Origin of the sequence: Paenibacillus sp. USHLN196, assembly GCF_037144955.1 — a bacterium.
Classification (GTDB): Bacteria; Bacillota; Bacilli; order Paenibacillales; family Paenibacillaceae; genus Paenibacillus; species Paenibacillus xylanexedens_C.
Map to the genome: position 1 here is coordinate 711,913 of NZ_JBBCYH010000002.1, position 12,717 is coordinate 724,629.

At 48.6% G+C, this 12,717-nt stretch carries 10 protein-coding genes; 8 read left to right on the top strand and 2 right to left on the bottom strand.

What is annotated here, in order from left to right; genetic code table 11:
• The first annotated feature begins 25 nt into the window (after positions 1 to 25).
• From cobT to WFI24_RS06580, 4 genes are read left to right on the top strand one after another with little or no spacing between them, the layout of a single operon-like run.
• Positions 26 to 1,183 carry a nicotinate-nucleotide--dimethylbenzimidazole phosphoribosyltransferase gene (gene cobT / locus WFI24_RS06565; protein WP_336759644.1) on the top strand — a complete coding sequence of 386 codons (1,158 nt, stop codon included), beginning with the start codon at positions 26 to 28 and terminating at the stop codon, positions 1,181 to 1,183.
• Positions 1,180 to 1,740 carry a bifunctional adenosylcobinamide kinase/adenosylcobinamide-phosphate guanylyltransferase gene (cobU, locus tag WFI24_RS06570; protein WP_336759580.1) on the top strand — a complete coding sequence of 187 codons (561 nt, stop codon included), beginning with the start codon at positions 1,180 to 1,182 and terminating at the stop codon, positions 1,738 to 1,740. The genes cobT and cobU overlap by 4 nt, the downstream gene beginning before the upstream one ends.
• Positions 1,737 to 2,621 carry an adenosylcobinamide-GDP ribazoletransferase gene (gene cobS / locus WFI24_RS06575; RefSeq protein WP_336759581.1) on the top strand — a complete coding sequence of 295 codons (885 nt, stop codon included), beginning with the start codon at positions 1,737 to 1,739 and terminating at the stop codon, positions 2,619 to 2,621. Before cobU ends, cobS begins: the two co-directional genes overlap by 4 nt.
• A 54-nt stretch (positions 2,622 to 2,675) precedes the next feature.
• Positions 2,676 to 4,259: a cobyric acid synthase gene (locus WFI24_RS06580; RefSeq protein ID WP_336759582.1), complete on the top strand. Its 1,584-nt coding sequence runs from the start codon at positions 2,676 to 2,678 to the stop codon at positions 4,257 to 4,259.
• Positions 4,260 to 4,385: 126 nt separating this feature from the next.
• On the opposite strand, the gene WFI24_RS06585 is transcribed toward WFI24_RS06580, so the two are convergent.
• Positions 4,386 to 6,086 (bottom strand): methyl-accepting chemotaxis protein, encoded by a 1,701-nt coding sequence (locus WFI24_RS06585; protein WP_336759583.1) that lies wholly within the window; start codon positions 6,084 to 6,086, stop codon positions 4,386 to 4,388.
• Between the two features lie 352 nt (positions 6,087 to 6,438).
• Between WFI24_RS06585 and WFI24_RS06590 the strand changes: the two genes are divergently transcribed.
• From WFI24_RS06590 to WFI24_RS06600, 3 genes are all read left to right on the top strand, one after another.
• Positions 6,439 to 7,836 (top strand): L-cystine transporter, encoded by a 1,398-nt coding sequence (locus WFI24_RS06590; RefSeq protein WP_336759584.1) that lies wholly within the window; start codon positions 6,439 to 6,441, stop codon positions 7,834 to 7,836.
• A gap of 373 nt (positions 7,837 to 8,209) precedes the next feature.
• A complete protein-coding gene (locus WFI24_RS06595) occupies positions 8,210 to 8,893 on the top strand; it encodes a queuosine precursor transporter (RefSeq protein WP_017689950.1) in 684 nt (227 codons plus the stop codon).
• Between the two features lie 205 nt (positions 8,894 to 9,098).
• Entirely contained in the window at positions 9,099 to 9,452 is a 354-nt protein-coding gene (locus tag WFI24_RS06600; RefSeq protein ID WP_336759585.1) for a hypothetical protein, read from the top strand.
• Positions 9,453 to 9,744: 292 nt separating this feature from the next.
• On the opposite strand, the gene WFI24_RS06605 is transcribed toward WFI24_RS06600, so the two are convergent.
• Entirely contained in the window at positions 9,745 to 10,833 is a 1,089-nt protein-coding gene (locus WFI24_RS06605) for a M24 family metallopeptidase (RefSeq protein WP_336759586.1), read from the bottom strand.
• Between the two features lie 261 nt (positions 10,834 to 11,094).
• Here WFI24_RS06605 and WFI24_RS06610 point away from each other — a divergent pair, with 261 nt between their 5' ends.
• Positions 11,095 to 12,306 (top strand): PQQ-dependent sugar dehydrogenase, encoded by a 1,212-nt coding sequence (locus tag WFI24_RS06610; RefSeq protein WP_336759587.1) that lies wholly within the window; start codon positions 11,095 to 11,097, stop codon positions 12,304 to 12,306.
• Positions 12,307 to 12,717: the final 411 nt, after the last annotated feature.

A 12,717-nucleotide genomic window follows, 5' to 3' on the forward strand; every position in this document is an offset into this window, starting at 1 on the left:
TTTTGAAGAAGGAAGTGCTGGCTGTATGAATAATGAACAGGTGTTGGAACAGTTACTGGGTCGGATCGTGGGTCCTAATGAAGAAGTTGCGGCGGAAGCCTCCGCACATGTGGATGCATTGACGAAACCACCCGGCAGTCTGGGGAAGCTGGAACAGCTGGTTATTCGTCTTGCAGGAATCACTGGCAAGGCTCGTCCACATTTGGATCGCAGAGCCGTCATTGTCATGGCCGCAGATCACGGCGTGGTGGCGGAAGGTATCAGTGCTTTCCCAGCCGAGGTAACGCCGCAGATGGTCCTTAATTTCCTGGCTGGAGGGGCTGCAGTTAATGTGCTTGCCCGCCACGCCGGAGCCGATGTAATCTGTGTGGATATCGGGGTTAATGCCGATCTGGAACATCCTGACTTGCTTTCCCGTAAAGTTCGTAAAGGTACGGCCAACATGGCAAAGGGTGCCGCAATGACTCGCGACGAAGCGATTCAAGCCATTCTTGCAGGGGTTGACGTCGTATCGGCAGAGGTGGGAAAGGGAACACAATTGTTCGTTACCGGGGAAATGGGGATCGGCAATACAACCGCAAGTGCAGCGGTGATGTGTGCATTAACCGGGATCGCACCAGCTTCAGCGGTTGGGCGAGGAACGGGTATTGATGATGCGGGATTGCAGCGGAAAGCCGCCGTGGTTAGCCAGGCGCTTCGTGTGAATTCCCCGAATAGGGAAGATGCACTGGACGTACTTTGCAAGGTGGGTGGCCTGGAGATTGCCGGACTGACCGGTGTCATTCTTGCTGCAGCTGCAAACGGATGTCCTGTTGTCGTGGATGGATTCATCTCCACTGCTGCTGCCTTGATTGCAAGACAGCTTGCTCCCGTGAGCACAGCCTATATGATTGCTTCTCATACCTCGCATGAAAGTGGACATGCAACCCTGCTTCGCGAACTCGAGCTGAAACCAATGCTGGATCTGGATATGCGACTGGGCGAAGGAACCGGAGGTGTGCTCAGTCTTCATCTGATTGATGCAGCCTGTCTACTTTTGAACGAGATGGCGACTTTTGCAAGTGCAGGAGTATCCGATGGAACGAATAAGGCTTCGGATGCCGACGCGGGTGCACGCAAGGGTGATGTAGCGGACACTGATGTTACAGGTGCTTCGACGGTTCAAGGAGAGGTATCGCTATGAGTGTGTTGGTGACGGGTGGGGCGCGTAGTGGTAAAAGTTCATTTGCCGAGCGTCTCTGTATGCAGCGTTCCTCAGAGGCTTGGTATGTGGCTACGGCTCAGGCATATGATGATGAGATGCGCGAGCGTATAAGTCTGCACCAGAATCAGCGCGAGGCATCAGGTTATCTATGGCACACCTTGGAGGAACCGCTCGCATTACCGGCACTCATTACACGCATGGGAGAAGACCATACGGGTACTTCTGCACCGACAATTCTGGTCGATTGTCTGACGCTCTGGTTGACCAATGTTTTGCTTGCACATGAACACGAAGATGAGCAGGTTTTGCAAGATCACATGGATACACTGGTAGAAGCAATCAGGTCCTACCCGGGTCTGCTTGTGCTTGTTACGAATGAAGTGGGCGATGGTATTGTACCAGAGTATGCGCTTGGCAGAAAATATCGGGATCTGGCAGGCATATTGAATCAGCGAATCGCTGCCATATGCCGTGAAGTGTTCCTGGTGACTGTAGGCATTGCGATTGAGCTGAAAAGCAAGGAGTATCGTTTATGACAGATCGCACTCATCAACGTAAACATGCGGCTGCGGCCGCTTTTCAATTTTTATCCCGATTTCCGGTAAAAACGCAGATTGACTTCGTCCCGCCGCTACTGCGGGAAAGTGTCGTGTATTATCCGCTGGTGGGTGCAGCGATTGGACTATGCGTTTGGCTCGCAGGTGCTTTAACTGGTGCGGTACTTCCCGCCTTTCCCGCTGCCGTAATAACCTTAACATTATGGGTGTGGCTCACTGGAGGCCTTCATCTGGATGGCTGGATGGATACGGCGGATGGACTGCTCAGCTATCGTACCCGTGAGCGGATGCTGGAAATCATGAAGGACAGCCGTGTAGGGGCGATGGGCGTGATCGCCTGCGTCCTGCTGCTGATGATGAAAGCAGCCTTGATCGCAGATTTTATCGCACGTGGTAACTGGATGTATGGTGCGCTGTTGATCCTGCCCATGATCTGGAGTCGCTGGTTCATGGTGTATGCCATCTCAGCCTGGCCGAATGCACGTGGAGATGACGGACTTGCCGTCTTATTCAAAGGATTGGGTGAGCGGAGGGAAGTCCAGCGTGCGCGCAGCTCTGCGGTCGGGCTGACCCTTCTTGCAGGTGTAATTACGTTTGCTGCTGTATGGATATTTCGGCCGGATATAGGCATCGCAGATGCCATGATGAGTAGCCTGGGAACTTTGCCATGGTGGTTGTATCCTGTGTCTGCTGTCATTGTTGTACCTTTTGCGTGTTACATCATTGGTAAATTCGTTGCTGCACGCATCAGTGAAAGGCTGGGCGGACTTACAGGAGACACGTACGGAGCGATGAATGAGCTGCTGGAAGCGGTTTTGCTCACGGTGTTGAGCGTGCTTCAGGGACTCTTTTGGCTGTGAAAAACGTACGGAATAAGTAAGGTGAGACATAACAGGAGACTGAGGTGATGGTGCATGGAAGATACGCCTGTACAACAACCGGCGGCAGTACTTATGCTGCAAGGGACGGCATCGGATGTGGGGAAAAGCGTGATTACAACGGCGCTGTGCCGTATATTCAAGCAGGATGGCTTCAAGCCAGCCCCGTTCAAGTCACAGAACATGGCACTGAATTCCTACGTCACAGAAGACGGCAAGGAGATTGGCCGGGCCCAAGGAGCTCAGGCTGAAGCCTGCGGTATTGAAGCGACGACGGATATGAATCCGATTCTGATCAAGCCTGTGCGCGATATGCATTCGCAGATCGTGGTACACGGTGTACCTTTTGCCCAGATGAGTGCATCAGATTACCGGCAGAAGTTCCTGCCTGAAGCGAAGCAGACGGTGATGGATGCGCTGAATCGGCTGCGGGACACATACGATGTGGTACTGATGGAAGGAGCAGGCAGTCCTGCGGAGATTAACCTGAAGGACCGGGATATCGTGAACATGAATCTGGCAGGTTGGGCGGATGCACCGGTGATTCTGATCTCCGATATTGATCGGGGCGGCGTATTTGCTTCTATTGTCGGTACACTGGAGCTGCTAGAACCACATGAGGTCGAGCGAGTGAAAGGTTTTATCATCAACAAGTTTCGCGGCGATCTGTCTCTGTTACAGCCGGGACTCGACTGGCTTGAAGAACGGACAGGCATTCCAGTATTGGGGGTATTACCTTACATAAGAGATATTCAGATTGAAGCGGAGGATTCCGTCGTGCTGGACTCCATGCGTCATGGGAAATCCGGCAAGACAGATCTGGATCTGGCAGTGATCCGATATCCGAGAATTTCCAACTTCACAGACTTTGACGCACTTTCCCGTGAACCGGATGTGAATGTGCGTTACGTGACCTCGCCAGAGGAATTGGGTAGTCCGGATGCCATTCTTCTACCTGGTACGAAGGATACGATAGGGGATCTGGCGTTTCTGCGTGAGTCAGGACTGGAGCAAGCGATTGCCAGCCAGACCGAACGTGAGAACGTTCAACTCGTTGGGATATGTGGCGGATACCAGATGCTTGGACGACATTTGAAGGACCCGTTTGCTGTGGAGGCGAATCAGATCCAGGAAGCGACGGGACTGGGCTGGCTTCCTTTATCCACAACGTTTCTTCAGGAAAAGCAGACAGTCAGGGCTTCCGGAAGAGTACAACCTCAGAATCCGATTCGGCTGTATGGTGAACCAGATGTGGAGGTATCTCCATTACCCATTAACGGATATGAGATTCATATGGGCGTTACGGAGTGCCATGAGCCTGAACGTGTAACCGCACTATTTGAAATCTCCCATCCAGGTGGTGAAGCATTCCATGAAGGCTGGGGCACAGTGGATGGCAGTGTGTGGGGGACCTATCTGCATGGTTTGTTTGAAAGTGATCTATTCCGACGTTCATGGCTGAATGCCTTACGCGCAGGAAAAGGATTGCCTCCGCTTCAGGAGACATATAATGAGCATGAACGTAAGGAAATGGAGTTCGATCGGGTAGCCGAATCGTTGCGTTCGTCATTGGATATGAAGCGTGTGTATGAGATTATGGGTGTTCAAGCACCAGAGTAAAACAAGAATACCCCCATGTCTGACAACCCGTTCTCTAGAAACGGAATGTTAGCGGCATGGGGGTATTGTATATCCTATGATTATATGAGGTTTAAAACAGGTGATGATAGGTTAATGGTTAACCTGTTAGTTTATTTTGAAATTTTTCATTGCGGATTGAAGCTCTACAGCTTGTTCATGCAGATGACGAACTGTATTCGAATGGGAATCCATCTCGCTGAGCTGAAGATCTGCTGTTGAAGCAATCTGTAACATGCTCTCACGGGATTTGGTCGTAATCTGTGCCGTTTCTTCTACGGATGCACTCACTTCTTCAGCACCAGCAGATACTTGTTGTGTAGAAGCAGAGACGGTCTGGATCGTCAGATTGACGTTTTGGATCAATTCATTCAGTTGTTGGAACGCTGAACCTGCCTGTTGAACAACAGTGGTGCCTGAACCAATCTCCTGGGTTACGCGGTTCATGGCGTCAACCGAACGTTCAGCGTCTTCACGAATGGTACCCAGATAATCCGAAATTTCTTCGGTGGCTGTCTTGGATTGCTCGGCAAGTTTGCGAACTTCTCCAGCAACAACAGCGAATCCGCGGCCATGCTCTCCGGCACGTGCTGCTTCAATGGAGGCGTTGAGTGACAGCATGTTAATCTGTTTGGTGATCTCAAAAATGGAAGCAACAATGGTGCCGATGGCTACCGAACGTTCATTCATGGTTTCCACATAACGCAACGATTCGCTTGCTGTCTGGCCTACACGCTCCATCTGCTCAATGGCATTCTGAGCCAGTCGGTTACCGTTAACTGCCTCGTTGGCTGCTTCACTAATCTGGTCAGACACTTCAGCGGAAGAAGAAGCAATATGCATGATACCTTGCGTAATTTCTTCCATAGCTCTGGCGTTCTCGGATGCACTTGACGCAATGCTGATGCTGCCTTTTTCTGCATCTTCTGCGGAGCGGCTGGAGTTTCGAACCATACCGGACATCGATTCAACCCGCTGAAGCAGGTCATTGGAGCCTGATACAACTTCATTGGACGTGGACAAGGCACGGCTAATCATTTCTTTCAGGTTATGCGTCATCGTCTGGAAGCTAGCGGCAAGCTGGGCAATTTCATCTTTACCTTTGATCTCTAGTCTAGCGGTCAGATCACCTTGGGATATTTGTTTGCTATGTTGGACGAGCTTGATGATTGGTTTGGTAACTCTTTTGATCATACTAGTGGAGATAAGCCAGCCGAGCACAAACACTAATGCTGTAATCCCCAGACACAACCAGAAAATCTGGGTAATCTTATCTTGAATGAACTGGGCATCCATGCTCACAGCCATAATCATGTTACTTCCTGCAATGGGAATAAAGGCTGCTTTATGTACACCAAAAGAATCGGAGTAGACCTCACTGATTACCATTTCTTTGTTCTCAATAGCTGCATTCATTGCGGGTTCTACACTAATCTCATCCTGGGCTTTCATGCCTGAGGAAGAGTTGGCCACAACCACTTTGGCTGAGCCATCTTGAATAGCAACAACATAAGCAGCATCCAGATTATGTTCTTTTGCTTTATCTGCCAGATACGATTCCACGGTCATGGCAGCACCTTCAGAACCAGCTCCGCCACTCTGTACCTGTAGAATTTTGGATGCTGAAGTATTTTTGTATATATCCTGAATGGACGTGTTTAGGACTTTGTCAAACTGCGGGAGCACGTAGCTTTGAATAATATTCATCGAAACGGCGTAGAAACTGATACTGAACAACAGGGAAGCAACCAGCAGAACGAGGAACAAGGTGCCTCTGATTTTACCGGCAACGGTGCGATTACGAAACATATGATCATCCTTTCACGTCAAGTTCATTAACATTGTCGCTTTTCCGTAATCATAAGACCTATCTACCAATGAAGAAAGACCTAAATTATACATTGAGAAAACTTGGGAATAAGCGGATATACCTATATTACAAAATTAACCGGAGGTTGAATAGAACAATTTTCACGATTTGGTGTATTTTTTTCAGAAATACATGAATCTATTACATGCATATTACATAATATCAATTAATACCTACCAGAATAGTTTGTTATATGTTATATTGTAAAATGTCTTTGTCGGAAGTACAAAAGATAGAAGAGAAAACCGGATATGTTCCGGTTACACACATGCCTGAGGAGGATTTAAAGAAATGGATACTTTTCTAGTCATATTGAATGTAGTGGTTATGCTTGTTTTACTTGGCATCCTCTACTGGATGCAGAAAAAGCATATCTCCTTTACGAAACGCGTATTTGCGGGTCTGGGACTGGGGATTGTTTACGGGGTTATTCTTCAATTGGTGTACACATCAGGCTCTGATGTAGTTACAAAATCAGTCGATTGGTTCAATCTGGTCGGTTCAGGATATGTTCGTTTGTTACAAATGGTCGTGATCCCATTAATCATGGTGTCGATCATCTCAGCCATTATGAATCTGAAGGGCAAGCAAAATCTCGGCAAGATGAGTGTTTCCATTATTGCCATTCTGTTGATCACCACAGCGATTGCCGCAGGTGTCAGCATTGTAACGAGCCTTGGCTTTAACCTGACTTCCATTGAGATTCAAGGAGGAGACCGGGAGAATGCGCAGATTCAGAAGGTGGAGGAACGGCTTGTTGATGTGAAGGATCAGACAATCCCGCAGCAAGTGCTGGAATTCATTCCTTCGAATCCATTTGCAGATATGACAGGAGAACGTCGTACATCCACACTGGCGGTGGTTATCTTCTCCGCGTTCATCGGTGTAGCCGTACTTGGACTGGATCGCAAAAAACCTCAGCAGGCGGAGACGTTCCGCGGTATGGTTAATGCGGTATATGCGGTGGTTATGCGAATTGTTACGCTGGTGCTGAGGCTTACGCCTTACGGGATTCTAGCACTGATTACAAAGGTAACGGCGACAACCAATGCGGAAGAGATATTAAAGCTCATCAAATTCGTCATTGCGTCTTACGTGGCCCTCATCGTGATGTTTATTATTCACCTGATCATTATCTCGCTGTCCGGGTTCAACCCGATTACGTATGTGAAAAAGGTTCTGCCAACACTGGTATTTGCCTTTACCTCCCGTTCAAGTGCAGCATCGATTCCGCTGAATGTGGAGACACAGACGAAGAAACTGGGCGTATCGGACGGTATTGCGAACCTGTCTGCAAGCTTTGGGGCTACGATTGGGCAAAACGGCTGCGCCGGGATCTATCCGGCCATGCTGGCGGTGATGATTGCTCCGACGGTCGGCATCGACCCGCTGAGCTGGGACTTCATTGTGACTTTGATCCTCGTAGTCATGATCAGTTCGTTTGGTGTGGCTGGCGTTGGCGGCGGGGCAACCTTCGCTTCCCTGATCGTATTGTCCACCATGAATCTGCCTGTGGCTCTGGTTGGACTGCTCATTTCCGTGGAGCCGCTGATCGACATGGGTCGTACAGCGCTTAACGTGAACGGGTCGATGACATCAGGACTCGTGACGAGCAGAATTTTGAAGGAAAACGATCATGACACGTTTAACGATCAGAGCCGTGAGCTGGATTCTGCGGCTCAGGCTTAATACAGAATGGATTAGATAGAAGCTCACATTAAGATAGCTAGAGCCGTCTACAAATCAAGTGAGAAAAGCCGTCCTTCGGAAGAATCCGGAGGGCGGTTTTTTTTGTGGCAATCAAATTATGTTGTACACGGTGATGAAGCAGTCTTCTTTTTCGATATACGGAGTCAGGCAAGAAAGTACAAAACAATCGTATGGTCGAGAGGGACACGGGAGGAATATAGGCGGGATCGTAGTCACTCAGGCACACTTGGAGTTATTTAGTTCTGTTCATGGGACGAGAAATGTGATAGAGTATTCATGTTTTGGCCCTGAGCCAAACCGCGGTTCGTAACCATCCCGCGTAATCAAAACTAGGAAGGCAGTGTATGTATTTATGTTTAACTTAGGGTGGGGAGCAGTTTTTGTTCTCGTAACTTATGGATTTTTCCTGTTGTGTTACCGCTTGTTCGGTAAAAAAGGTCTCTATGCCTGGATTGGTGTGGCTACGGTTATAGCCAACATTCAGGTGACCAAAACGATAGATATCATGGGAATTGTGCTGACGCTTGGTAACACGATGTATGTCAGCATGTATCTGACCAGTGATCTGCTCAATGAGAAATATGGACCAGGTGAGGCACGCAAAGCTGTATGGTTCGGATTTTTCACGCTCATTATGACAACGGTTCTGATGCAGATGGTGTTGTTTTTTGACCCGGCACCAACGGACTTTGCACAGGAATCCATGGCGAAGCTGTTCGGTCTGCTGCCACGTCTGGCACTCGGAAGTCTGACGGCTTACTTCATCAGTCAGTTCTTGGATGTACGATTATACTCTTGGCTGCGCAAGGTAGCCCCAGGACGCAATCAGTTGTGGATACGCACCAACGGTAGTTCGATCATCAGTTCATTCGTGGATACACTGGTGTTCTGCACGATCGCATTTGCGTTCATCTACCCTTGGGATGTTTGGCTGGAAATCTTCCTGACGACGTATATTATTAAATTTGTATTAACTGCGGTTGGAACGCCGTTTCTGTATGCGGCACGCAGCTTTAAGTTTAAGGATGAGGCTTAGGCAATATTCAAAGAGTATCACTTAAAATCACCCTTTGCACAGTCAATTGTAATTCGGACTCTGCAAGGGTTTTTTTCATAGAAAACAGACCCGATACAAGAAAAATCCTTTTTACATTTTCATGAAAAAGTTATAATATTAACGACCTGTCGTTATGAGCGTGTATCATTAGCCAACGATGACTTCAACCAAAGGGGAATCGAACATGTACTCTACACTGCGTTATACACTGGAAAGCAATGGCACAACCTACGAGAATGATAGTATTAATGCCTCGTTATTGGTGGAGTTGATCTCCAATCTGGAATTGCATGAATACGTAGTACTTAAACCTTCGGAGCTGGTGGAGGGAAGTATGTATATGCAGGCTGCTGCGCTTGAGGAACCAGGGCAAATGGTGGCGGAGATTCGCTTGCAGGAAGGCGAGGACGGTTTCCGGCATTACAGCTGCAGCACAACAGATCCAACCGGGATTATTCAATGTGTTCTGGATTACTGGGGGAAGCAACAGCTGCCACAGCTGGAGTCTTGGCAGGATATCACGCATGAGTTTGGTTAATGGTAAATGAGTGAGCCAGGAATAAGGTTACGTAGAATGCAGACGGAGTAATTTAGGATATGCTTCGTATTAATTACAATCCCGCAACCCATGATATTCATGGAATTGCGGGATTTTTGCGTTCGCGTGTGTACTTGCTACTTTTTCTGTATACAGGCCTGAGGCGTACGCGAAAGGAGTATATTATTTTGAAGATACAGTTCAGCACAGTTTCGTGCAGTTTAGTTCATGATGCACAATATCGGCTAAGTATTGATGTATATGGGCTGTTTTTGACATAGATCCAATTACATTAGTCGGTAAGGATTTGCAGTTCTTTTGGATATGTTGTCAGAACTTCCACACCCGTCTCGGTCACGATGACATCATCTTCGATACGGACGCCGCCTGCTGCGGTATATATGCCCGGTTCAATCGTGAATACGGTACCTTCATTCAGGATGTCCATATTTTCTCCATGTAGAGAAGGATACTCATGCACGTCGATACCCAATCCATGGCCTACTCTGTGCATGAAGCGTTCGCCGTATCCCGCTACTTCCGTCACCTGACGTGCTGCACGATCCACTTCCGCACAGGTAATGCCTGGTTTCACCACTTGGATGGCAGCTTCGTTCGCTGCGAGCACGGTGTTATAGATGGTTTTGAGTTCAGGTGAGATGTCACCAAAAGCGAATGTACGCGTGATATCCGAGGCATATCCGCCGGCATAGACACCCATGTCGAACATCAACAGGTCACCATGTTGCAGTTTCCGTTCACCCGGTGTACCGTGTGGCAGACCTGTTTTGGGTCCCGTGAGCACCATGGTGTCAAAGGATGGGCCATCAGCGCCCAGTTTCTTCATCTGATACTCCATCTCGGCAACAAGCTCGATCTCGGTTACGCCTGTACGAACGTGAGAGAGGCCTTGACGCAGTGTTTCTTCGATCAGATAAATAGCATGGCGAATGCGGGCTACCTCATCAGGTGTTTTTTTCACACGTAATGTGCGAAGCAGGGGGCCAACATCTTCAAAGCTGGCAGCACCCAGTGCGGCGGTCAACTGCTCATAACGTGCGACCGTCACGTACTCTTTTTCGAGACCTACTCGGCCCAAGCGCCCCTGATAACGATCAAACAAAGCGTATGGATTATCCGTATCCGTGTGAGTGGCAATATTAGATACCGAGGAAGCAGCAGCGGCAGCTTCAGCATCGAGTGCAGGAACGATTAACAAAGGTTCTTCTCCGCGTGCCAGAACCAGACCAAGGAAACGTTCATGCGGATTGCTTGCAAATCCAGTCAAATAGTAGATATGTTTCGGATCTGTAATGAGCATGGCGTCCAATCCTTGCCCGGACAGACCGGCTTCAAGACGAGATAAAGGGTTTTGATTCATAAGTGTAGTTGTCCACCTTTCCATTCATACTATCCTTCTATTATAAAAGATTATGATGGAATTCCAAACTGCGGTGATTTCATGTCCTCGGAATACCTTGAATCCCGGTTTAAGCGGCTGGTGTGAAGGGTAATACAGGGCGAAACCGCTTTACCGATGAATAATAACACCACAACTATAGAGAGCAATCCATTAACAATACGTTGAAGCTTGACTTACTTATTTTATACAAAAGAACGATATGCGAAGGGAGATGTAATCATGAATAATCGAGTAACCGTTCCACTATATGCTTCTTTATTAAGTGTGGCATTGTTAACTGCGTCATGCTCTTCAGGTGATCCCTCTACAGGAGGAACAGAGCAGACGTCTCAGGGTCAGGGAGCAGGTCAGGGACAGACAGCCAATGGAGGCAATGACACTGTAAGTGGAAGCGATAGTGGAGCGCAGGGGGAGGCGGTTATTCCGTATCAGGCGTCCGTTCTCGTTGAAGGACTGAATGCACCATGGGAGATTGTGAGTGTGCCTGATGGTCGGATGTTTGTAACTGAACGCCCTGGTGCGATTCGGGTCATTGAGGATGGCAAACTTGCCCCTGAACCACTGATTGAATTCTCAGCCCCCTTTAATGAAGAAGGTGAAGGAGGTCTGTTGGGCCTGGCAGCGGATCCGGACTTCGAGGAGAACGGTTATCTGTATGCATACCACTCCTATCTGGAAGGCGATGACATTGCGAATCGGGTGTTACGTCTCAAGGTGAATGATGGCAAAGCGGTCATAGATCAAGAGCTGCTTGGTAACATTCCAGGCGGAACGAATCATAATGGTGGGCGGATCAAGATTGGCCCGGACAAGTTGCTCTATATCACGACAGGTGAGCGGTATGAACCGGAACTGTCCCAGAACGAAGATAGCCTTGGGGGTAAAATATTGCGGATTGGTCTCGATGGATCGATCCCTGCTGACAACCCATGGCCGAATTCTCCTGTATACAGTATGGGACACCGTAACGCACAAGGACTTGCCTGGAACCCGGACAACGGCTATCTATATTCTACCGAGCATGGGCAGCGGAATCACGATGAGATTAACCGGATTGTAGCCGGTGAGAATTATGGCTGGCCCGAGGTGGAAGGAGACGACGATGACAACGGCACATATCAGGCTCCGCTTGCACATAGTGGGAATGACACCTGGGCTCCGTCCGGTGTAGCTTTTGTCGAGGAAGGACCATGGGCCGGATCACTGATTGCTGCGAATCTGCGTGGAGAGCAGTTGCTGAAGGTCACTCTTTCGGAAGATGGTACACAGGTAGAGCAGGTGGAACCCATCTTCGAAGAGGAGTGGGGCCGGATTCGCAATGTGAGTGCGGGTGAGGACGGAAAGTTGTACGTGCTTACGAACAATCGGGATGGACGGGGATCGCCACGTGATGGGGATGACAAGCTAATTGTGCTTACTCCGGAGAGTTGAGTTGGGAGTCAGAGGAGATGAATCAGTGTTGAAGCACGCGTCGAACCGAATTGTCTCGCTGTAAAAGCACTGAATCGCTCTCTATAATTTTTCTAACGAACCTGACACACCTTATATAGAGGTTTAGATGTCTATGAATAACGTAACGAACCTCAGCCACGTTATATCGCCAGAATTCACTCGAAACCTGCGGAAAAACCAACGAAATCGGTAAATAAGGTGTCTGGAGTTCGTTAGGAAACTATGATGCTAAAAATACTGCATATAGGGTGTCTAAGATTCGTTAGGAAACAACTATTACGTTTAGAGTGTGCTCAATTCATTAGAGGTGGAACTCAGTAAATAAGGTGGACACTTACGCTGCGGATTTTTCGGTGAATGGCTTTGCAAAACGGGCAGGGGAAAGATACT